This window comes from Palleronia sediminis (genome assembly GCF_004358695.1).
GTDB lineage: Bacteria > Pseudomonadota > Alphaproteobacteria > Rhodobacterales > Rhodobacteraceae > Palleronia > Palleronia sediminis.
Genome location: NZ_SNAA01000010.1, coordinates 1 through 21,615 on the forward strand (window position 1 = coordinate 1; position 21,615 = coordinate 21,615).

Here is a 21,615-nt window from a genome sequence, read left to right on the forward strand (position 1 = left end):
AACTCGACCTCTTCGATGCATTGAACCTCCCGAAACCCGCCTGACGCTCGATGTCGTCACAAAAACGCTTGACCCGCGTCAACAATATCAATCGCTTATCGGATTAACTGTCGAACTCCGGCGCGCCGCGGACGATGGCCGGGGCGGCCGTCACCGCACGCCCGGATCGGCGGCGGTGACGGCGGGCTGCGAGGGCGTGCCCCCGGTTTCGCCCGGACGCGCCATCACGATATCGAAGCGCGAACGCCAGACCGTATCGCCGTCGATCCGCTCGAAGCTCGCGATCAGGCTGTCCTTGACCCCGAACACGGTATCGTCGGCGAGGTAGGCGTCGCCCTCGACGAAGGAATGGCTGACGATGGTGTGGAACCCCTCGGCCTTGACCAGCAGGTGCATGTGCCCCGGCCGGTTGGGATGGCGTCCGAGCGCGGCCAGCATCTTGCCCACCGGCCCGTCATCGGGGATCGGATAGCTCACCGGCTTGATCCCGCGGAACGCATAGCGTCCGTCCGCGCCGGTTCTGAACCGGCCGCGGTTGTTCCATTTCGGTTGAATGTCGGGCTGCTGCACGTCGTAATAGCCGTCCGCATTGTCCGACCATACGTCGAGTTCGACCCCTTCGAGCGGCGTGCCGTCCAGATCGGTGATCGTGCCCTCGAACAGGCAGGACTCGCCCTTGCCGTCGAGACAGATGTTGTCGCCCATCTCGCGCAGCGGCGCGCCCTCGACATGAAAGGGGCCGAAGACGGTGTTCTCGGTGGCGCCGTGGGGGCGGCGGTTGTTGATGGCGTCGACCAGCATCGACAGGCCCAGCGTGTCCGACAGCAGAATGAACTCCTGCCGCTCGGGCGAACAGATCTGGCCGGTGCGGGTCAGGAAATCTATGCCCAGCGCCCATTCGGCCTCGGTCAGCTCGACCTCCTTGGCGAAGGCGTGCAGATGCTCGACCAGCTTGCCCATCACCAGCCTGAGGCGCGGGTCGATCCCCTCGCCCATACGCTCGTTCACGGCCTCGACCGAACGCTCTTCGGAAAAATAGCTGCCCATGATCCCCTCCTATCGCGCCAGGATGGCGGAAAGCGCGCGGCGCAGATCGCCCTCGGCGTCGCCGGTCATCGCGGGCGCCCGCCACGCGACATGGTGATCGGGCCGCACGAGAAGGCATCCGTCATCGGCGATCTCGCTGACCCGCGCCCAGTCGCCGGTGTGATCGACATAGGCCCGGCGCGGCCCGATCAGATGGGTGCGGATCTTGATTCCCATCTCGGCCGAAAGCGCCTCGGCCGCTGCGACCCACGCCTCGCCGCCGATCCCGGTCAGCACGGTGAACCGCGACCGCCCGCACAGGTCGAGCGTCGAGACCTTGGCGCCGGTTTCGTGATCGAACACCCAGACATGCGGCAGGCGCGCGCCCGGCCATGTCGTCGGGTGATAATGAAGCTCCGCATCGCGGTCGAAGGCGGGTTCGGCCTGGCCGTCGGTCAGGATGGCGCCGCTGCGATAGCGCTGGTTCATCTCGACGCCATGCGCGTCGAACTCGTATTTCTTGAAGGCGATGGCCTTGCGGATCGCCTCGCGCTGGTTCGCGGCCGCCTCGTCGTCGTTGCACCGCGCGTCCATGTTGCGCTGCACGGCATCGGTATCCACGCCGCCCGTCATGCCCAGGCTTTCGAAGATCGGGCCGAACTCGCCGATCGACTGGTTGGCGCGGGTGACGATCTGCTTGGCGACCGGCGCTCGCTCGGCCGTATAGCTGTCGAGCAGCGCCTCGCCCGCCTGCCCCTTGATGACGGCGGCGAGTTTCCAGGCGAGGTTGAAGCCGTCCTGGATCGAGGTGTTGGACCCCAGCCCGTTCGAGGGCGGATGCCGGTGCGCGGCATCCCCGGCGATAAAGACGCGCCCCTTCTGCATCCGGGTCGCGTACATGTTGTTCACGGTCCAGGTGTTGGCCGACAAGAGCTCGATCTCGAGCTCGGGGTCGCCCACGAGCTGCCGCGCGACCTGCCGAGCCATCGCCTCGTCGACCTCGGGCGCGGGTTCATTGATGTCGTAGCCCCAGACGATCAGCCACTCGTTCCAGGGCCGCACCATCCGCACCAGCCCCATGCCGATGCCGCCCACGTCCGAGCCGGGCTGCATCACCCAGTAGAGCACCGAGGGGCGATGCGCGACGTATCTGGACAGGTCGGCGCGAAAGACGATGTTCATCGACCCGCCGACGCCCATCTGGCCCTCGAACGGCAGGCCGAGATGCTCGGCCACCATCGACCGGCCTCCGTCGGCCCCCACGAGATAGCGCGAGCGGACCTCGAACTCGCGCCCCGACAGGCGGTCGCGACAGATGGTCGTCACGCCCGCGTCGTCCTGTTCGTGGCTGACATATTCGGTCGACATACGCGCCTGCGTCCCGCGCTTGCAGGCGGTGTTGAACAGGATCGGCTCCATGAAGGTCTGCGGCAGGTCGTTCATGAAGGTCGGGCTCGACAGCAGGTGTTCGGCCTTGGACAGCGGATGCGTGCCCCAGGACTGCATCCTGCCGATCTCTTCGCCGGCGAGGCTTTCGCAAAATACGTTCTCGCCCATCAGCTCCTGCGCGGAGGCGTGGAGATAGGCCTCGGCCTCGACCTCGGGGCCGAGGTCGCGCAGCACCTCCATCGTGCGCTGGTTGGTGATGTGGGCGCGGGGCGAATTGGCGAGCCAGCGATAGCGGTTGATCGCCATGCAGTTCACGCCCGCGCTCGCCAGCAGCGCGGCCGTCGCCGACCCCGCGGGGCCGGTGCCGACGATGAGGACGTCCGTTTCGATCTCAGCCATGGTCGTTTCCTTTCGTGGTTATCAGCCGGCGGCGGATGGGAAAAAGCTCGAGCCCCGTGCGGTGCGAGATCAGCCCCCACAGACCGCGCGGCGCAAACAGCATCACGGCGATGCCGATGACCCCGAGCGCGATGAGATACCACGCCCCGAAATCCGCCAGCAGCTTTTGAAGCGCGAAAAACACCAGCACCCCCAGGATCGGCCCCTCGATCGTCCCGATCCCGCCGATCACGACGATGAAGATGACGAAGGCCGTCCACTCGGTCACCGAGAACGCCGCATCGGGCGAGATGCGCGCGATCTGCATGAAGATCAGCCCCCCGGCGATCCCCGTGCCGAAGGCCGCCGCCAGAAAGACCGACCATTTCAGCCGCGCGGCATCGACGCCGACGGACCGGGCGGCCTCTTCGTTGTCGCGGATCGAGGCAAGCGCGAGGCCGCGCCGCGACCGCAACAGCCCGTAGATCGCCCCGATGGCGAGCAGCGCGAGCCCCAGCGCCAGCCAATAGGCGAGGATATCGCGCGCCGCGGCGCCCCGCACGTCCAGCGCGGCCTCGATCCAGCCGGTGCCCGCGATGTCGCGCGTGGCGGTGCGCGGCAGCGATGTGCCCGTGCCGCCGCCAAGCGTCTTCCACTGGGCGACCGACAGGCGCACGACCTCGGCGATGACCCAGGTCGCGATGGCGAAATAGGCCCCGGCAAGGCGGAACGCGAAAAAGGCGGTCGGCACGGCGACGATCACCGCGGCGAGACCACCCAGCGGGATCGCCCAGACGGGGTCGATCCCCGCAAGGATCACCCCCGCGAACATCGCATAGGCCCCGAGGCCGACGAAGGCCTGCTGGCCGATGCTGACGAGGCCGCCATAACCCGCCAGCAGGTTCCAGAACTGCGCCAGAACCAGCATCGTGAGGATGAAGAACATGTCCTGGATCAGGCCCCGCCCCGCAACCAGCGGCAGCAGCGCGAGGCCGAGCACGACGATGGCGCCGACGATGGCCGCGACGGTCGAGGCGCGGGTGCGGGTGCGGATGACGTGGCCCATCAGTCCACCGCCCGCGGGAACAGTCCCCGCGGCCTGAACAGCAACACGACCAGGAACGCGACATGGCCCGCGAGGATCTGCCACTCGGGGTTGATCGCCGCGCCCACGGTCTGCGCCACGCCGATGATGATGCCGCCCGCGAGCGTCCCCCACAGCGACCCGAGCCCGCCGATGATGACCGCCTCGAAGGCATAGATCAGCCGCGCGGGGCCGATATTGGGGTCGAAATTCGAGCGCATCCCGAGATAGAGCGCGGCCACCGTCACCACCAGCATCGCGATGGCCGTGGCGGTGGCAAAGATGGTCGCGGGCCGGATGCCCATCAGCGACGCCGTCACCGCGTCGTCCGACGTGGCCCGGAACGCCCGGCCCAGTTCGGTGCGATAGAACAGCCAGTTGAGCGCGAGGATCACCGCGATGGCCGAGGCGAAGGTCAGCAGCGGCAGCACGCCCACCGTGACCGCCCCGAGATCGAGCGATGCCGTCGCCAGCGGGCCGGCCGGCAGGCGCTGGCTATCGGCCGAGAACCCCTCGAGCAGCGCGTTCTGCAGGGCGATGGACAGCCCGAAGGTGACGAGCAGCGGCGGCAGGATGTCGGTGCCGAGGGTCCGGTTGAGCACATGGCGCTGCAACAACCAGCCCGCCCCCGCCATGGCCGGGGCGGCCAGCAGCGCCGCGACGAAGGGCGAAAGCCCCGTCAGCGAGACCAGCACGAGGATCAGGTAGGCCGCGACGACGATCAGGTCGCCATGCGCGAGGTTCACCAGCCGCATGATGCCGAAGACGATCGAAAGCCCGACCGCGAACAGCGCGTAGAGCCCGCCCAGCAGGACCCCCTGCACCAACGTGTCGATCCAGATCATGCCGAGACCCCGAAATAGGCATCGTGGATCGCCTCGCGGCTGAGCGTGTCGGGCGTCCCCTCGAGCGTCACGCGCCCCTCCATCATGCAATAGACCCGGTCCGCGACCTTGAGCGCCTGCCCGATATCCTGCTCGACCACGACGAGGCTCGCCCCGGCCTCGCGGATGCGCGGGACGGCGGCATAGATGTCGCGGATGACCACCGGCGCGAGACCCAGCGAGATCTCGTCGCACAGCAGCAGGTCGGGGTTCGAGATCAGTGCGCGCCCGATGGCCACCATCTGCTGCTGCCCGCCCGAAAGGGCGGTGCCGGGGGCGTGGCGCCGCTCGCCCAAAATGGGAAAGAGGTCGTAGATCGCGTCGAGCGACCAGGGCCCCGGTGCCTTGCGGCCATAACATCCTATCTGCAGGTTCTCTTCGACCGACAGCGACGGGAACAGGCGGCGGCCCTCGGGCACCATGGCCAGCCCCGCGCCCATGACGGCGGCCGCGTCCAGCGCGCCGATCTCGCGGCCGCGGAACACCACCTCGCCGGGCGCCGAGCGCAGCACCCCCGCGATGCTGCGCATCAGCGTGGTCTTGCCCGCCCCGTTGGCCCCGATGATCGCCACGGCCTCGCCCGGCTCGACGCGGATATCGACGCCGAAAAGCGCCTGGAAATCCCCGTAATGCGCCGTCAGGCCATGCGTGCTCAGAAGGCTCATATCTCGATCCCCAGGTAGATCTCGCGCACCTCCTGCGAGGCCATGATCTCGCCCGGCTCGCCGATGCCGATCACGCGGCCGAAATCGAGCACCAGCAGCCGTTCGACCACCGAGTTGAGCGCGTGAAGCACATGCTCGATCCAGATGATCGTCACCCCCTGCGCGTGCACGTCGCGAATGGTGCGGATCAGCGCCGTGCATTCGCCCTCGGTCAGGCCGCCCGCGATCTCGTCCAGCAGCAGCAGGCGCGGCCGGGTCGCCATGGCGCGCGCCAGTTCCAGCCGCTTGCGCCCCAGCAGGGACAGCCCCCCCGCCGGATCGTTGGCCCGCGCCGAAAGCTCGCACCGCTCGAGTATGTCGGCGCAGTCGCGCACGACGGCGGCCTCGCCCTGCCCCCGCCCATGGGTGGCGGCGACCAGCAGGTTCTCGAACACCGTCAGCCGGTCGAAGGGCTGCGGGATCTGGAACGAACGGCCGATCCCCGCAAGGCACCGCCGCATGGGCGGGGTGCGCGTCACGTCCCGCCCGTCGAACGCGATCCGCCCGGCATCGGGCAGAACGTTGCCGGTGATGAGGTTGAACAATGTCGACTTGCCCGCGCCGTTCGGCCCGATGATCCCGAGCGCCTGCCCCTCGGGCAGGTCGAAGGTCACGTCATCCGTGACCTTCAGGCTGCCATAGGACTTGGACACGCCGGCAAGAGAAAGGATCGACACCAGTTTATCCCAGCGGCTGCATCGTGCCGCCCGTGGGGATCGCCGGTTGCGACCCGTTCTCGACGATCACGAGGTCATAGCCGCCGCCCTCGCGCCGCCGCCATTGCCCGCCGACAAGCGGCGTCTTGGCCACGTTCTGCGCGGCAAAGGGCGGCAGGCCCGCCCCGTCGAAGGCGATGCGTCCCACGATGCTTTCGAGCTGTGCGGCGCGGATGGCCTCGGCCACCGCGTCGGGGTCGCCCGCATCCGACGTGCGCGCAAAGCTGTCGGCCGCCATCTCGAACAGCGCGTGCACGAACCCGATCGGCTGCGTCCATTGCCGGCCCGTCGCGGCCTCGTAGCCCGCTGCAAGCTCGCCCGCCGATTGCCCGGTCAGCGACGACGAGAACGGGTGCGAGGGGGACCACCAGACCTCGGACGACAGGTTGTGCCCCGCTTCGCCGAGCTGATCGACCGCCTGCGGGAACAGGATCGCCTTGCCGATGCTCGCCGCCTTGGGGGCAAAGCCCTGCTGCTTGGCCTGCGTCCAGAAGGTCGTGAAATCGGGCGGGATCGGGACGCCGGTGACGATCTCGACATTCGCCTGGCGGAACGCGTTGATCTGGGCGCTGAAATCGTCGGTGAGGTTCTGGTAGCGGCCGGGGTCGGTCAGGGTGTAGCCCTGCGCCTCGAGCACGGGCGGGAACCCGACCTCGGGGTTGCCCCAAGCATTGCCGTCGCCGTCATTGGGAAACAGCGCGCCGACCGCGCGATTCGTGTCGAGCTGACCCCACATGGCGGTGAAGACGTCGATCACGTCCTCGAGCCCCCAGAAGAAATGGTGCGCGTAAAAGAACGGCTCCCACGAGGCGGGATCGCCGGGATTGCCCTGCTGTCCGATGAACCACGGCTGCCAGGGCGCGACGGTCGAGATGCAGGGGATCTCTTCGGCCTCGCAGGTCGTGGCGACGGGGTTCGTCGTCTCGGGGGTGGAGGCGACGAGGATCATGTCCACCTCGTCGTCGATGATGAGCTCGCCCGCCACCTCGGCCGCGCGGTTGGGGTTGGACTGGCTGTCCTTGACGATGACCTCGAAATTGCTGCCCGCCTCGGAAGCGCGGAACCCCTCGAGGATATAGCTGTCGGCCTCGCTGAACGCGGCGAGCGGGCCGGATTGCGGGCTGACATAGCCCAGCCGAATCCGGGCATCCTGCGCGATGACGGGGGCGGCAAGGCCGGATGCGGCAACGAGGCCGCCCGCGGCGGAGGTCTTCATCAGGTGGCGGCGGGTAATCATGGCATGTCCTCCCAGACGTGATGGTTCAGGCGTTCAACCGGCGGGCGCCTCGCCGGCCCAGGCCCGCGCGAGAAGCGCGCGGATCGCGTCCTCTTCGACGGGGCGGGGGTTCCAGTAGGGATTGGCGGCGGCCGCGGCGGCGCACCGGTCGATGTCGCCCTCCTCCATCCCCAGCCCGCGCAGGCTGCGCGGGGCGTCGAGCGATCCGGCGAAATCCCACAGCGCGCGTGCCGGGTCGTCCCCGCCCAGCAATTCGGCCACCGGCGCGAGTTCGCGCGCGGCCGCGCCCATGTTGTAGGCGACGGCATGGGGCAGGACGACGGCATGCGTCTCGGCATGGGGCAGCCCGAGCATGCCGCCCAGCGTGTGGCAAAGCTTGTGGTGCAGCGCCATCGAGCTGCGCCCCAGCACCGCGCCACAGGCCCAGGCGCCGCGTTGCGTCGTCTCGCGCGCGGCAAGGTCGCCCGGCGTCTCGACCACGGCTGCCAGCCCGTCGACAAAGGCCCGCAGCCCCTCCATGGCCAGCGCGTCGGTATCCTCGTCGCGGTCGCGCGCATATAGCGCCTCGACCGCGTGGGCCATCGCGTTGAGCGCGCTCGTCACCGTCATCGCGGCGGGCAGGGTCGCGACAAGCTCGGCATCGTAGAGCACCGTCTCGGGCCGCACCCGCGGATCGGTCAGGGTGGTCTTGGCGCCGTTCTCGGTCTGGCCCAGGATCGGCGTCGCCTCGGATCCGGCATAGGTGGTGGGGATGGCGACCTGCGGCAGGTCGGTGCGCAGCGCGATGGCCTTGCCCAGCCCGATGGTCGATCCGCCGCCGACAGAGACGAGACAATCGGCCTCCGTCTCCTGCGCATGGGCCATGGCGGCCTGCGTCACCTCGACGGGGGTGTGCATCGCCGCGCCGGTGAACAGGCCCGCGCAATGGGCGCCGATATCGGCGGCGAGGTCCATGGCAAGCTCTGCCTGGTGCGGCGTCGACAGGATCAGCGCCCGCGCACAACCGAGACGTTCGACCTCGTCTCCCGCCTCGTGACGCAGGCCCGCGCCAAACCGGACTCTCTGCTCTGTCGTCATTCGTCCCTCCGGCGTCCTCTCGGGATCATGCTAAACACATCGCGCGGGCATCTTGATCGAAAAGACGGCGGCTGACATAACCCGGCGTTATGAAGCTGGACCCCCGCCATCTCGAGATCCTCGCCTCCGTCGTCGATGCCGGCGGCATGACCGAGGGCGCAGCCGATCTCGGCAAATCGCAGCCCTCGGTGTCGCGCAGTCTCTCGCTGCTCGAGGCGCGGGTGGGCGCGCCGCTTTTCGAGCCGGGGCGGCGGCCGTTGCGCCCCACCGAGCTCGGACGCGCCCTGGCGGCCGAGGGGCGGGCCGTGCGCGTCGCCGGACGGCGGGCCACGGATCTCGTCGCGCGGGCGGCCGACGGGCGCGCGGGCGTGGTGCGGGTCGGCGGCACGCCGTTCTTTCTCGATGGCGTGGTCGCCGGGGTGATCGCCGAGTTCCAGTCGGGCAGCCCCGGCATCCGCGTCGAGCAGCGCGCGGGCTACCGCGCCGAGCTGATCGCGGCGCTCGAGTCCGGCGCGCTCGACATGGCGGTGCTGCCGCTGCGCGACGGCGATGTGCCCACGGGCGTCCGCTCGGAGCCGGTGCTCAAGGGGCGCAACGTCATCGCCTGTCGCGTCGGCCACCCGCTGACGCGCCGGGCACCGCTGCGCCTGCCCGATGTCGCGCCCTATCCCTGGATCGCGCCCCCGGCCGACAGCCCGCTCTACCGCGACCTGCGCGACGTGCTGAGCGAAATCGGCGTCATGGATATCAGGGTGAGCTTTACCGGCGGATCGCTGTCGGCGGTGCAGACCGTGCTGGCCGGGTCCGATGCGCTCACGGTGCTGCCGCTGTCGGTCGCCCATCCGCTCGCCCGGCAAAAGACGCTGACGACCCTGCCCATCCGCATCGGCCATGCGCGGCGGCATCTCTGTCTCGTGACGCATGGGGACACGCCGCTCTCGGCCTCGGCCGAGCGCTTTGCCGCGCATCTGCGCGGCGCCATGCGCGCGATCGCGCAAACGCTAGAGCGGGTGGCCCCCGACTGAGACCCGCGCGATACCGCCGGGCTAGAGCACGCAGGTTTCGGTTACATGGGTCTCGAAGAAATCCGAGAATGTCGCCACGCGCAGCGGTAGCCGGTCATAGGGCGGATAGAACAGCGTCAGCCAGATATCGGGCGCGGACCAGTCGGGCAAAAGCTCGACCAGGCGCCCGGCGGCGAGATCGTCGGCCACGATGAACCGCGGCAGAAGCGCGACCCCTTCGCCGTTCACCGCCAGCCGCGCCAGGAAATCGCCGTTATTGGCGCTGAAGGTGCCGCCGGTCCTGAAACTGCGGCTGCCCGCCCCTTTCGACAGGTGCCAGACCTCGCCCGAGGCATTGGCGCCATAGCCGAGACAGGCGAGCGCCGACAATTCGTCCGGCGTCTCGGGCAAGTCTCGGGACGACAGGTAACCGGGGGCCGCGACGAGCACGCGCGGCACGCGGCAGATCTTGCGCCAGATGGTCGACTTGTCGGCGGGCGGCCCCGAGATGCGGATGGCGAGGTCGTAATCGCCCTCGACGATATCGACGAACCCGTCGGACAGGATGACCGACACGCCGGTCTGCGGGTGCAGCGTGGCGAATTGCGACAGCACGTCGGGCAGGACCTTCACCCCTAGCGACATCGGGGCGCTGATGCGGATGCGCCCGGCGGTCATCCCCTGCGCCTCGCGCGTCTCGTCCACCGCGCGGCTCAACCCCTCGACAAGCGGCGTCACCCGCGCCGCATAGACCGCCCCCGCCGAGGTGAGCGAGACCTGCCGCGTCGTGCGCACCAGCAGTTGCAGCCCCAGCCGATCCTCGAGCGCGGCGACGGTGCGCGTCACCGAGGCGGGCGTCAGCCCGAGCTGGCGGGCCGCACCGGCAAAGCTCTGCTGTTCGGCGACCGCCAGGAAGACGCGGATGGATTCGAGTTCGCCCATGTGGGCATCATTACGCTCAGCGCAATGGTGAATGCAACATTCTACCCGTTCCCGACAATGGCAGGCGGGTCTATCTCTGCGTCCAGACAACGGAATCAACCGAGGAGCGGACCATGCTCGACCAGATCAAGGGACTTCACCACGTCACGTCGATGGCGGCGGATGCCCAGGAAAACAATGCCTTCTTCACCAACGTGCTCGGCCTGCGCCGGGTCAAGAAAACCGTCAATTTCGATGCGCCCGAGGTCTATCACCTCTATTACGGCGACGAGGCCGGCACGCCGGGCTCGGTGATGACCTATTTCCCCTTCCCGCGGATCGGGCCGGGCCGGCGCGGCGCGGGCGAGGTATCCGAGACGGGTTTTGCGGTGCCGCCGGGCACGCTCGACTTCTGGCGCGACCGGCTCGAGGGCGCCGGGGTCGATGGCCTTGCCGAGTTCGAGGCCTTCGGCGAACGGCGCCTGCGCTTTCACGGCCCGGACGGTGACGGATTCGCCCTGATCGAGACGCCGGACGATCCGCGCGAACCCTATGCCGACGGCCCGGTTCCGGCCGACAAGGGCGTCCACGGCTTTCGCGGCGTAACCATGCGGCTGCGCGACGGCGCCGCCACGTCCGAGCTTCTCAAGTTCATGGGCTATCGCGAGATCGCCCGCGACGGGGTGCTGATCCGGTTCGCGCTCGAGGGCGGCAACGGCGCCGATATCGTCGATCTGGAGGTTCTGCCCGACGCGGCACCGGCACGCCAGGGCGCGGGTTCGGTTCATCACGTGGCCTTTGCCGTCGCCGATCGCGCGGCCCAGGTCGAGGTGCGCCGCGCCCTGCTCGAGGCGGGCGCCCATGTGACCCCGGTCATCGACCGCGACTATTTCTGGGCAATCTATTTCCGCACTCCGGGCGGTATCCTGTTCGAGATCGCGACGAACGAGCCGGGCTTTGCCCGCGACGAGGATCCCGCCCATCTGGGCGAGGCGCTGAAACTGCCCAAGCAGCACGCCCATTTGCGCCCTCAGCTTGAGAAAACCCTGCCCGCCATCGCGGACTGACCTAGTTCACCCAGGGGCGACGGGGCCACGAGACCCCGGCGCCCCGTTCCGACCGCATCCCGGCGGACCGAAGGAGACCGAAATGACCTCTCAACGCCTCGAAACCGCATGGGCGCCCGTGATGCTCAGCGTCCTGCGCATCGTGACCGCATTGATCTTTTTTGCGCATGGCACGCAGAAACTCCTGGGCTTTCCGGCCTCGGACCGGATGCCCGAGGCCTTTACACTGGGCTGGACGGCTGGCGTGATCGAACTGATCGCCGGCGGCCTCCTCGTCATCGGGCTGTTCACCCGCCCGGCCGCCTTCATCGCGTCGGGCACCATGGCCGCAGCCTATTTCATCGCCCACCTGCCGCAGAGCTTCTATCCGCCTCTCAATGGCGGGGATGCGGCGATCCTGTATTGCTTCGTGTTTCTCTATCTGGTTTTCGCGGGCCCCGGCCCGTGGAGCGTCGATGCCATGAGGAACGGTCGCGCAGGCAATCCCGCCTGACACGACCCTGATTTCAACCACCCCAACGGACAGGAAGAAACGACATGACCGTCAAACTCGCCATCGTCTATTACTCGAGCTACGGCACGAACCACCAGATGGCCTCCATCGCCGCCGAGGCCGCGAAGGCCGCCGGGGCCGAGGTGCGGCTGCTGAAGGCCCCCGAGACCGCCCCCGCCGAGGTCGTCGCCGGAACCGACGCCTGGGCCGCGCAGGCCGAGCGGTCCTCGGACGTTCCCGACGCGACGCCCGAGGACATGGAATGGGCGAATGCCTACCTGATCTCGGCGCCGACGCGGTTCGGCGTCATGGCCAGCCAGATGCGCGCCTTCATCGACACGCTGGGCGGCGTCTGGTTCAAGGGCGGCCTCGCCGGCAAGCCCGTCTCGGCCATGACCTCGGCCCAGAACACCCATGGCGGACAGGAAACGACGCTGGGCTCGTTCTATACCACCGTCATGCATTGGGGCGGCTTCGTGGTCGCGCCCGGCTATACCGACGAGGTCATCTACAAGACCGGCGGCAACCCCTACGGCTACAGCCACACGGTCGGGGCCGAGTTCACCGACGAGGTCAAGACCGCGATCGGCCACCAGGCCCGCCGCCTCGTCGAGGTCGCCGAAAAGCTGAACCGGAGCGATGGCTGACGCCATTCCCGAACCGGGTCGCGGCCGCGCACCGCCGCGGCCCGTCCTGCCGGCGGTGCTCGTCGCGATGGCTTCGGCCGCCGGCGGGCCCGCCCTGGCCGCGACGCCGCCGGACGGCGCCGCGGTCTTTGGCCTTGTCGGGCTCGAGCTCGGGTTTCTCGCCGCGCTCGCACTGATCGCGCTGGCCTGCCTGTTCGTGCCTTTGTCGCGCGCGCTGGGGCTTGGCACGGTCATCGGCTACCTGTCCGCTGGGGTCGTGGCCGGTGCCGCGCTGTCGATCTCGTTCACCCGCGATCCCGATCAGTTGCTGCACTTCGCCGAGTTCGGCGTGGTGCTTTTCCTTTTCGTGATCGGGCTGGAGTTCCGACCCGCCCGCCTGTGGGAGATGCGCGGCACCATCTTTGGCCGGGGTCTGGCGCAGGTCGCGACCTGCGGCATCCTGCTGACGGGCGCGGGGCTGCTGGCCGGGCTCGACTGGCGCGTGGCGCTGATCCTCGGGCTGGGGCTGGCGCTGTCCTCCACCGCGCTCGTCATGCGCGGGATCGACGAAAGCGGCGAGCGCAATTCGCCCTTCGGGCAGACCGCCATCGCCGTGCTGCTGTTCGAGGATCTGGCCATCGTTCCATTCCTGCTGCTGGTCACGCTACTGGCCCCCTCGGGGGGCGAGGCGTCGCTGGCCGGAGACGCCCGCGCCGTCGCCATCGGGATCGGCGCCATCGCGGTGCTGATCGCCGTGGGGCGCTACGCGCTCGATCCGATCTTTCGCGTAGTGGCCCGCACCCGGACGCCCGAGCTGATGACCGCGGCCGCCCTCGGGGTGGTCGTCTTTGCCGCGCTGGTCATGGCCTCGGCGGGGCTGTCCTATGCCATGGGGGCCTTCATCGCCGGCGTGATGCTGGCCGAGTCGTCCTTTCGCCACGAGGTCGAGGCCGATATCGAGCCGTTCCGCGGCCTTTTCATGGGGCTTTTCTTTGTCGCGGTCGGGCTTTCGCTCGATCTCGGCGCGGTGGCCGAATACTGGCTGACGATCCTGCTGGCCGTGCCCGTCACCGTCACGCTCAAGGCGCTCGGTGCCTATGTCGTCAATCGCGCTTTCGGCACGCCGCATCCCGTGGCCCTGCGCATCGCCTTTGCCATGGGCCAGCATGGCGAGTTCGGCTTCGTGCTGTTCGCCGCCGCAAGCTCGGCGATGATCCTGCCGGGCGACGTGTCGTCGGTGGCCGTGGCCATCGTCACCCTGTCCATGGCGCTGTCGTCGCAATCCGACCGGGCCTATCGGCTCGTCATGGGGCGCAAGGCCCCCGAGACGCTGGACGAGGATTTCTCGGATGCGGACGGGTCGGTTCTGGTCATAGGCTTTGGCCGGGTCGGGCAGCTCGTCGCGCAACCGCTGATCGCCGAGGGCATCGCTGTCACGCTGCTCGACCACGATGCCGACCGCATCCGCGAGGCCCGGCAGTTCGACCAGCGCGTGCATTTCGGCGACGGTACCCGGCCCGAAGTGTTGCAGGCCGCGGGCGCGGCACGGGCGCGGGCCATCGTGATCGCGACCGACGATCCCGCGACGACGCTGCGGATCGCCCGGATCGTGCGCCGCCGTTTCGCCAACGCGGCCCTGACGGTGCGCGCCCATGACCGGATCCACGCCGTCCGGCTCGCGGGCGAAGGTGTCCCGACCGATGCGATCATGCGCGAGACGCTGCTGTCGGCGCTGTCGCTCGGGGCCACGACGCTGCGCGCGCTCGGCTATCCCGAGGACGAGGCCGCCGAGGTCGTCGACCGGGTGCGCCGCCGCGATGCCGCGCGTCTCGACGAACAGGTCGCGGCCGCGCGGGACCGGACCGAACGCGATGCCATCGTCTCGGCCATCGCGCCCGAACCGCTCGACCGCGACTGACCGGAACGCGGCCCCTTCAGTCGAAAACGGTGTCCCGCCCCTCGGGGTGGACGGTCTCGTAATAGCCCACCAGCTCGAGCGCGCCGGCCGCCTCGCGGTCGAGAACCACGGTGGCCTTTGCATGAAGCTGAAGCGCCGAGGCCGGGCAGGCCGCGCTCAGCGGGCCTTCGACCATGCGGGCAACGGCATCGGCCTTGGCCGCGCCGGTGGCCAGCAGCAGGCAGGCACGCGACGCGAGGATCGTGGCGACGCCCATCGTGATCGCATAGCGGGGCGTCTCGTCGAACGAGTCGAAATAGCGCCGGTTCGCCTGCCGGGTACTGTCGGTCAGCGTCTTGATCCGCGTGCGCGAGCCCAGGCTGGCGGTCGGTTCGTTGAACCCGATATGCCCGTTGCGCCCGATGCCCAGCAATTGCAGGTCGATGCCGCCCGCCCGCTCGATCGCCGCCTCGTAATCCCGCGCGGCCGCCTGCGGATCGGGCGCATCGCCCCGCGGCAGATGGGTGCGCGACGGGTCGATATCGACCCGGTCGAAAAACGCCTCGCGCATGTAGCTGTGATAGGAACAGGGATGCTCGGGCGGCAGGCCGATATACTCGTCAAGGTTGAAACTCACCGTTCGGGCAAAGGACACATCGCCCGCCGCATGGCGCTGCGCCAATGTCTCGTACAGGGGCAGCATCGTCCCCCCGGTCGCCAGCCCCAGAACCGCGTCGGGCGCGTCGCGAACGGTCCGCGCGACGATATCGGCGGCGCGGTCCACGGCGGCCTGTTCATCGGGGAGGATGAGAACCTTCATGTCGTGTCCTTTCCGAGACGGGCGGCGAGCGCACCGATCAGCGGGGCGTCATGCCCCAGGGCGGCGGGGACGAGGCGCGGGCGGAACAGCGCGGGCTCGGCCCCAAGCGCGTGCCCTACGCGGTCGAGATAGCCGGGGGCAAGCCCGATGCTGCCGCCCAGGGCTACGGTATCGGTGCCGAGGATGGCGGCGAGATCGCCGATCAGCGTGGCCACCGCCCCGGCCGAAGCGTCGACGATGCGCTCGGCCCATGACGCGCCCGCATCGGCCGCCGCGAACACCGCGCGGGCATCGGCGACATCCTGCCCCGCCGCGGCGGCGGCGGCCGCGATGGCCCGCCCGCCCGCGATGCTTTCGACCGTGCCGCGCCGTCCGCTGCCGCAGGGGCCGCTTGCGTGCCGGCTCGAGACAAAGCCCACGTGACCGGCCATGCCGTTCCCGCTCGAGATCAGGCGGTTGCCCAGGACAAGCCCGCCGCCGACGCCGGTCGAGACCGTGAGATAGGCAAAGCTGTCGCTCTCGCGCCCCGCGCCGAACAGGCCCTCGGCCAGGGCCGCGGAATCCGCATCGTTGAGCGCGGTTCCCCCGCCGAAGGCCCGGCCGAGCTTTTCGCCCAGCGGAACCGCGTCGATGGCCGCAAGGATGCCGCGGTTGACCGCGTGCCAGCATCCCGCCGCATCGACCCGCCCCGCGACCGCCACGCCGAGCGGTGCACCGTGGCGATGGCCGAGCCGGTCGAGCAGGGCGCCGATCGCCTCGACCTGGGCATCGGGGTCGGCGGCGCCGTCGGTGGCGGTCTGCAATCGCTCGGCCACGGCGCCGCCCTCGATCCGGGCGGCGGCGATCTTGGTGCCGCCCAGATCGGCGGCAAAGCCGCTCAGCGTCTCGCGGGCCACGGGCCGCATCAGCGCCGCCCGGCGGCCTGGCGGACCGCGTCGGCGAACCAGCCGGTCATGATCTCGAGCCGGGTCAGCGCCGTGCCGACCGTCACCGCGTCGGCCCCCGCCGCCATCGCGCGCGCCGCCCGGTCGGGCGTGTTCACCCGGCCCTCGGCCATGACGAACCCGCCCAACGCCCGGAAGGCGGAAATCAGGTCGGTGTCGACATCGTCGCTGTCGGTCGCGGTCTCGTCGGTATATCCCGAAAGCGTGGTGCCGACGATCCCGGCACCTTGGCGCAGGGCGCGCTCTGCGTCGGCGCGCGTGGCGCAATCGGCCATCGCCAGCGCACCGGCGGCGTGGATCTCGGCGAGGATCGCCGCCGTCGTCTCGGGACGGGGCCGGTCGGTCGCGTCATAGGCCACGATATCAGCCCCCGCCCGCACCAATGCGCGCGCATCTTCGGCAAAGGGCGTGATGCGCACCGGACTATCCGCGAGGTCGCGCTTGACGATCCCCACGATGGGCAGGTCGACGCACCGCCGCGTGGCCTCAAGATTGGCGACCCCCTCGATCCGCAGACCGGCGGCACCGCCGGCCGCGGCCGCGGCGGCCATCGCCGCGACGATCTCGGGGCGGTCGAGCGGGCCGTCATCGACGGGTTGGCAGGACACGACGAGACCGCCGCGCAAGGCATCGAGTACGTTCATCGCGTCAATCCATCAGGCTCGGAAGCCCCGTCGAAAGAACGGGAAAGGTGCAAACGAGGATCAGCACCACGAAGGGCGGGATCAGCCATGGCAGGATCGCGCGGGCCAGCCGCTGATACGGGATGCCGCCGACCTGCGCGACGACGAATAGCGCCATGCCCATCGGCGGCGTCAGGATCGAGATCATCAGATTGAGCACGGTGATGATCCCGAAATGCACCGGGTCGATCCCGAACCCCGCGGCCACCGGCACGAGGATCGGCACCACGACCAGCAGGATGACCAGCGCCTCGATGAAGCAGCCGAGGAAAAAGATCATCACGTTGACCGCGATCAGGAAGGTCAGCGGGCTGTCGGCGATCGACAGGAAAAAGGTCGCGATCTGCTGCGGCGCCTGTTCGCGCGCCATGATGAAGCTGAGCAGCGCCACGCCCGCGACGATGGTCGCGATCGAGGCCGAGGTGACGGTAGTATCGTAGATCGCATCCCAAAGCCGCCGGAAGGTGAGTTCGCGGTAGAACACGAGGTCGATCAGGATCGCGTAGAGCACCGTGACCGCCGCCGCCTCGGTGGGCGAGAACAGCCCCGAGAAGATGCCTCCGACGATGACGACCGGGGTCAGCAGCGCGGGCAGCGATTTCACGAAAAGCGTCCCGATCTCGCCCGCGCTGCGGCGCGGATCGCGGGGATAGTCGCGTTTGCGGGCGATGAACCAGACCATCGTCATCAGCGCGGCGGCGCACAGAAAGCCCGGAACGATGCCGCCGAGAAACAGCTTGCCGATCGAGACGTTCGCGATGACGCCATAAAGCACCATCGTGATCGAGGGCGGCACCAGCGGGCCGATCATGGACGAGGCGGCGGTGACGGCACCGGCGAAATCGTCGTCGTAGCCGGCATCGCGCATGGCCTCGATCTCCATCTTGCCGAGGCCCCCCGCATCGGCCAGCGCCGAGCCGGACATGCCCGAGAAGAACAGAGAGGCCAGCACGTTCACATGGCCGAGCCCGCCGGTCACATGACCCACGAGGCTGCGCGCGAAACCGAAGAGATGGTTCGTGATCCCGGCCGAGTTCAGCACACCGGCCGCGAGGATGAAGAGCGGCACGGCCAGCAGCGGAAAGCTGTTCAGCCCGTCCACCATGCGCTGCATGGCGAAACCGATGCCCATGCCGGTGTAATAGAAATAGCCCATCGAGACAAAGATCATGGCGATCCCGATGGGGACGCCGATCAGCACGAAGAACAGCCACGAGATGCCGACGACGGTCAGGATCATAGCGACGGCTCCCGCGTTACGGACAGGTCGCGCCGTCCGATCAGGCGGCGTACGATCCGGTGGACGACGAGGACGGCCGCGACCATCCCCGAGGCATAGAGCAGCGCGTCGGTCGTGGGCAGCGTCACGGTCGTGTTGTTCCACGTCCGCAGGACGGTTTTGTAACCGATCCAGGCCAGGTGGCCCATGATCCCGAGATAGACGAGGTCGATCGCCGTGTAGAGCCAGAGCCGCGCCCGCGCGGGCAGCAGGTCGGCGAGAAAGGCCATCCTGAGTTGGCCGTCCTGCCGCTCGACCTCGGCGATGGCGACGAAGGCCATCCACACCCAGAGCCAGCGCGCCGCCTCTTCGGTCCAGACGGGGCCGCGAAACAGCGGCGTGCGGCCGAACACCTGGATCAGCACGATGCCGATCAGGGCGATGAAGATCGCCGAGGCGACGATGCCTTCGACGCTGTATCTACGTTTCGACGTCATGCTCGCCCTCCGGCCGCGTGAAACGCCCCGCGGCCCGCGCCGCGGGGCATCGGATCATTCGCCGCGCACGCGGGCGATGGCACCTTCGCCGAACTCTTGCTCGAGCGTGTCGTAATAGGGCTGCATCGCCTCGCGGAAGGGCGCGAGGTCGGGCCGGCTGATGGTCAGGCCGCGCTCTTCGAAGGTGGCGATCAGGTCCTCTTCGGCCTGCTCGGTCAGGTCGTCGTTCAGCTCGCCGCCGGCCTCGACCGCCTCGTCGATCCAGCCCTTTTCCTCGTCGCTGAGCTCGTTCCACAGGTCGTTCGAGATCTGTACGGCGGCCGATGCGACAAAGTGGTTGGTCATCGCGACATGGCTCTGGACCTCGTAGAACTTCATCGCCTCGATGGTCGGCAGCGGGTTTTCCTGCGCGTCGACCTGGTTCGTCTGAAGCGCGAGATAGACCTCGGCAAAGGCGACGGGCGCCGGGGTGGCGCCGACATTCTCGGCATAGGCGATCAGGAAAGGCACGTTGGGCGTGCGCATCCGCAGCCCTTCCATGTCGTCGATCGACTCGATGGCGCGGTTCGCGGTGGTCTGGCGGGTGCCGTAATACCACACGTCGAGCAGGTGAACGCCGTTCTCCTCGAACCTGGCGGCCATTTCCTGGCCCCAGTCGCCGTCGATGATGGTCTGGAGGTGATCGAAATCATCCGCGACATAGGGCGCGCCGATCAGGTTCAGCTCGGGGATGATGTAGCTCATGTCGGGATAGCCGGTGATGACCATGTCGAGCTCGCCCGCCTGAAGCTGCGCGACCATCGACTTGAAATCGCCCAGCGTCGAGGACGGGAACAGGTTCACCGTCAGCTCGCCGCCCGAGATTTCCTCGAGCCGCTCGGCGAATTCCTGCGCGCCCTTGTAGACGTTCGAGCTTTCGTTGTCCTGAAGCCCGAAGGTCAGTTCGCGCTCGGCCATGGCCGGGGCGGACAGGGCAAGGGTCGCCGCGCAGGCGAGAAGTCCGGTCGTCAGTTTCATCGTTTCCTCCTTGGTTGCAACGGGGGCGGCGCGGGCCGCCGATGGTCAATGCGCCCTTGCGGCATCCTTGTCGGACGGCAGGCGCGGTGCCTCGAGACGGGCGCGATAGGACCGCGCGAGGTGGCGGTCCATGATGTCGGTGGCGGTCAGTACGTCGCCGTCGAGGATCGCCTGGTAGATCAGCCGATGCTCGTCATAGGCGATCCGGTCATAGCGCATCGCGTCGTCGGTGGGCGGGCGGTGGGCGATCATCGTGCTCACGAACATGTCGTGCAGCGTCAGGATCACCGGGTTGCCCACGACCGACACGAGCGCGCGGTGAAACGCGATGTCGGTCGCGGCAAAGCGCGCGGTGCCGACCGCGTCGAAATTGTCCTTGAGCGCGGTCTGTAGCTTGGCGAGCTGCACGTTGTCGGCGCGCTTGGCCGCGTCGCGGGCGGCGCCGGTCTCGATGAACTGGCGCATCTGTTCGAGATGGGCGCCGCTCTCGGCATCGCCGAAGATCTCGCGGATATGATCGCCCGCGCCCCTGAGGATACCCGCGATGGAGGGCAGCGCGGCGCGCGGGCGGCGTCCGGCGCCGGCACTCGCATAGCCGCGCATCTGCATCAGCGCGAGCGCCTCGCGCACCGTGGGCCGCGAGGCGGAAAAGCGTTCGCAGAGGTCGCGTTCGGTGGGCAGGGGGGCATCGGGCGGAAAGGTGCCGCCCCGGATCTCGGCGATGAGCGTATCGGCGATCAGGTCGGGCGCGCGGCGCTGGACCTCGTCCGGGGTGTCGGTCTTGTCAGTCACGGGCTCCTCCTCCGTCCGATTTTTGGTATGACCAGAATGAAACCTTGTCAAACTAAATTGCGCCCCTGTAGAATGTGGCCGGACGATCCCTGGCCGCCGGATGGCTCATACCGGACGTGCCGATTTGCAGCATGGATAGGAAAGCGGACGCCCCATGACCGAACGAATGACTGGCATGTATGCCGCGCTGATGACCGGCCTCGACGATGCCGGAGAGTTCGACGAGGCCCGCCAGCGCGACCTGACCGCTTATGGGCTGAAACAGGGGCTCAAGGGGCTCTATGTCGGGGGCAGCAGCGGCGAATCGGGCCTCCTGGGTGTCGACGAGCTGGCGGCGCAGCAGGATGTCGTCGCCGATTGCGCCCGCGACAGCGGCGCGCGGCTGATCGCCCATGTCGGCATGCCCAACCTGCGCGACTCGATCCGCCTGGCCGAGCGTGCGGCGGATCTGGGCTATCACGGCCTGTCGGCCCTGCCGCCCCATTCCTACCCGTTCGGCGATGACGAGATCGAGGGCTATTACCGCGCGCTGGCGCAGGCCACCGACCTGCCGCTCATCGTCTACGAGGTGCCCGTGCGCACCGGCCGGCCCATCCCGCTCGACGCGCTGGTGCGCATCCTCGACCTGCCCAATGTCGAGGGCATCAAGTTCACCTCGACGGACCTGTTCAAGTTCTCGATGCTGCGCCGCCGGCGCCCCGATATCAGCTATTTCTTCGGCTTCGACGAAATTTACCTGACCGGGGGCGTGCTGGGGGCCGATGGCGGGATCGGCACGACCTACAACATCCTCGGCAAGCTCTACGTCGCGCTCGACGCGGCGCTGCGGGGCGGCGACTTGGCCCGCGCGCAGGAATTGCAGGATGTCTCGCAGATTTTCGTCGAGGCGCTGCTGGAGACGGGCGTGCTGCCCGGCATGAAGGTCGCGTTCCGCGTGCTCGGTATCGAATGCGGCCCGACCCGCGCGCCCATGGCGCTGCGCATGTCCCGAGACGCGGCCGAAGCCCACATGCGCGCCGTGCTCGACCGACCCGAGGTCGCGCCCTGGCTGGCATGACCGGCGGCCGGTGAAAGACCCCGTCCCGCTTTCGCGGGGCGGGGGTCCGGGCGCATGGGGATATGCGCCCGGATGGGTTCAGC

22 protein-coding genes are annotated in these 21,615 nt (G+C 68.7%); 6 read left to right on the plus strand and 16 right to left on the minus strand.

Going from position 1 to position 21,615, the window contains the following annotated elements; translation table 11 throughout:
• Window positions 1-150 precede the first annotated feature (150 nt).
• Genes E2L08_RS09815 through E2L08_RS09850 form a run of 8 tightly spaced genes read right to left on the minus strand, consistent with a single transcriptional unit; the run spans window position 151 to window position 8,495 of the window.
• Window positions 151-1,047 carry an intradiol ring-cleavage dioxygenase gene (locus E2L08_RS09815; protein ID WP_133396903.1) on the minus strand — a complete coding sequence of 299 codons (897 nt, stop codon included), beginning with the start codon at window positions 1,045-1,047 and terminating at the stop codon, window positions 151-153.
• A 9-nt stretch (window positions 1,048-1,056) separates the two neighbouring features.
• On the minus strand, window positions 1,057-2,814 hold the full coding sequence (locus E2L08_RS09820) for an FAD-dependent oxidoreductase (RefSeq protein ID WP_133396904.1): 1,758 nt from the start codon (window positions 2,812-2,814) through the stop codon (window positions 1,057-1,059).
• Entirely contained in the window at window positions 2,807-3,859 is a 1,053-nt protein-coding gene (locus E2L08_RS09825) for a branched-chain amino acid ABC transporter permease (protein ID WP_133396905.1), read from the minus strand. Before E2L08_RS09825 ends, E2L08_RS09820 begins: the two co-directional genes overlap by 8 nt.
• A complete protein-coding gene (locus tag E2L08_RS09830; protein ID WP_133396906.1) occupies window positions 3,859-4,722 on the minus strand; it encodes a branched-chain amino acid ABC transporter permease in 864 nt (287 codons plus the stop codon). Before E2L08_RS09830 ends, E2L08_RS09825 begins: the two co-directional genes overlap by 1 nt.
• The gene (locus E2L08_RS09835; RefSeq protein WP_133396907.1) at window positions 4,719-5,426 is read right to left on the minus strand and encodes an ABC transporter ATP-binding protein; all 708 of its coding nucleotides are present in this window, start codon (window positions 5,424-5,426) and stop codon (window positions 4,719-4,721) included. The genes E2L08_RS09830 and E2L08_RS09835 overlap by 4 nt, the downstream gene beginning before the upstream one ends.
• On the minus strand, window positions 5,423-6,142 hold the full coding sequence (locus tag E2L08_RS09840; RefSeq protein WP_133396908.1) for an ABC transporter ATP-binding protein: 720 nt from the start codon (window positions 6,140-6,142) through the stop codon (window positions 5,423-5,425). Before E2L08_RS09840 ends, E2L08_RS09835 begins: the two co-directional genes overlap by 4 nt.
• Before the next feature lie 4 nt (window positions 6,143-6,146).
• A complete protein-coding gene (locus tag E2L08_RS09845) occupies window positions 6,147-7,418 on the minus strand; it encodes an ABC transporter substrate-binding protein (RefSeq protein ID WP_133396909.1) in 1,272 nt (423 codons plus the stop codon).
• Window positions 7,419-7,451: 33 nt separating this feature from the next.
• A complete protein-coding gene (locus E2L08_RS09850) occupies window positions 7,452-8,495 on the minus strand; it encodes a maleylacetate reductase (RefSeq protein ID WP_133396910.1) in 1,044 nt (347 codons plus the stop codon).
• 89 nt (window positions 8,496-8,584) lie between these two features.
• Here E2L08_RS09850 and E2L08_RS09855 point away from each other — a divergent pair, with 89 nt between their 5' ends.
• Window positions 8,585-9,520: a LysR family transcriptional regulator gene (locus E2L08_RS09855; protein WP_133396911.1), complete on the plus strand. Its 936-nt coding sequence runs from the start codon at window positions 8,585-8,587 to the stop codon at window positions 9,518-9,520.
• A gap of 21 nt (window positions 9,521-9,541) precedes the next feature.
• Here the strand turns inward: E2L08_RS09855 and E2L08_RS09860 are convergent, their stop codons facing one another.
• On the minus strand, window positions 9,542-10,441 hold the full coding sequence (locus E2L08_RS09860) for a LysR family transcriptional regulator (RefSeq protein ID WP_133396912.1): 900 nt from the start codon (window positions 10,439-10,441) through the stop codon (window positions 9,542-9,544).
• A 113-nt stretch (window positions 10,442-10,554) separates the two neighbouring features.
• Between E2L08_RS09860 and E2L08_RS09865 the strand changes: the two genes are divergently transcribed.
• From E2L08_RS09865 to E2L08_RS09880, 4 genes are all read left to right on the plus strand, one after another.
• On the plus strand, window positions 10,555-11,487 hold the full coding sequence (locus tag E2L08_RS09865; RefSeq protein WP_133396913.1) for a VOC family protein: 933 nt from the start codon (window positions 10,555-10,557) through the stop codon (window positions 11,485-11,487).
• A gap of 82 nt (window positions 11,488-11,569) precedes the next feature.
• Window positions 11,570-11,980: a DoxX family protein gene (locus E2L08_RS09870; RefSeq protein ID WP_133396914.1), complete on the plus strand. Its 411-nt coding sequence runs from the start codon at window positions 11,570-11,572 to the stop codon at window positions 11,978-11,980.
• A gap of 44 nt (window positions 11,981-12,024) precedes the next feature.
• The gene (wrbA, locus tag E2L08_RS09875; RefSeq protein WP_133396915.1) at window positions 12,025-12,627 is read left to right on the plus strand and encodes an NAD(P)H:quinone oxidoreductase; all 603 of its coding nucleotides are present in this window, start codon (window positions 12,025-12,027) and stop codon (window positions 12,625-12,627) included.
• Window positions 12,620-14,524, plus strand: a complete 1,905-nt coding sequence (locus E2L08_RS09880) for a monovalent cation:proton antiporter-2 (CPA2) family protein (protein WP_133396916.1) — start codon at window positions 12,620-12,622, stop codon at window positions 14,522-14,524. The genes wrbA and E2L08_RS09880 overlap by 8 nt, the downstream gene beginning before the upstream one ends.
• Before the next feature lie 16 nt (window positions 14,525-14,540).
• Here the strand turns inward: E2L08_RS09880 and nagB are convergent, their stop codons facing one another.
• The 7 genes from nagB to E2L08_RS09915 are packed head-to-tail and all read right to left on the minus strand — an operon-like array spanning window position 14,541 to window position 20,475.
• On the minus strand, window positions 14,541-15,323 hold the full coding sequence (nagB, locus tag E2L08_RS09885; RefSeq protein ID WP_133396917.1) for a glucosamine-6-phosphate deaminase: 783 nt from the start codon (window positions 15,321-15,323) through the stop codon (window positions 14,541-14,543).
• Window positions 15,320-16,228, minus strand: coding sequence for an ROK family protein (locus tag E2L08_RS09890; RefSeq protein WP_133396918.1), 909 nt, complete (start codon window positions 16,226-16,228; stop codon window positions 15,320-15,322). Before E2L08_RS09890 ends, nagB begins: the two co-directional genes overlap by 4 nt.
• Window positions 16,228-16,911, minus strand: coding sequence for an N-acetylmannosamine-6-phosphate 2-epimerase (locus E2L08_RS09895; RefSeq protein ID WP_133396919.1), 684 nt, complete (start codon window positions 16,909-16,911; stop codon window positions 16,228-16,230). Before E2L08_RS09895 ends, E2L08_RS09890 begins: the two co-directional genes overlap by 1 nt.
• A 4-nt stretch (window positions 16,912-16,915) precedes the next feature.
• Window positions 16,916-18,190: a TRAP transporter large permease gene (locus tag E2L08_RS09900; RefSeq protein WP_133396920.1), complete on the minus strand. Its 1,275-nt coding sequence runs from the start codon at window positions 18,188-18,190 to the stop codon at window positions 16,916-16,918.
• Window positions 18,187-18,666, minus strand: coding sequence for a TRAP transporter small permease (locus E2L08_RS09905; protein WP_133396921.1), 480 nt, complete (start codon window positions 18,664-18,666; stop codon window positions 18,187-18,189). The genes E2L08_RS09900 and E2L08_RS09905 overlap by 4 nt, the downstream gene beginning before the upstream one ends.
• A 54-nt stretch (window positions 18,667-18,720) precedes the next feature.
• Window positions 18,721-19,683 (minus strand): sialic acid TRAP transporter substrate-binding protein SiaP, encoded by a 963-nt coding sequence (locus tag E2L08_RS09910; RefSeq protein ID WP_133396922.1) that lies wholly within the window; start codon window positions 19,681-19,683, stop codon window positions 18,721-18,723.
• A 45-nt stretch (window positions 19,684-19,728) separates the two neighbouring features.
• Window positions 19,729-20,475: an FCD domain-containing protein gene (locus tag E2L08_RS09915; protein WP_133396923.1), complete on the minus strand. Its 747-nt coding sequence runs from the start codon at window positions 20,473-20,475 to the stop codon at window positions 19,729-19,731.
• Window positions 20,476-20,629: 154 nt separating this feature from the next.
• Between E2L08_RS09915 and E2L08_RS09920 the strand changes: the two genes are divergently transcribed.
• Entirely contained in the window at window positions 20,630-21,532 is a 903-nt protein-coding gene (locus tag E2L08_RS09920; RefSeq protein WP_133396924.1) for a dihydrodipicolinate synthase family protein, read from the plus strand.
• The last annotated feature ends 83 nt before the right edge of the window (window positions 21,533-21,615 follow it).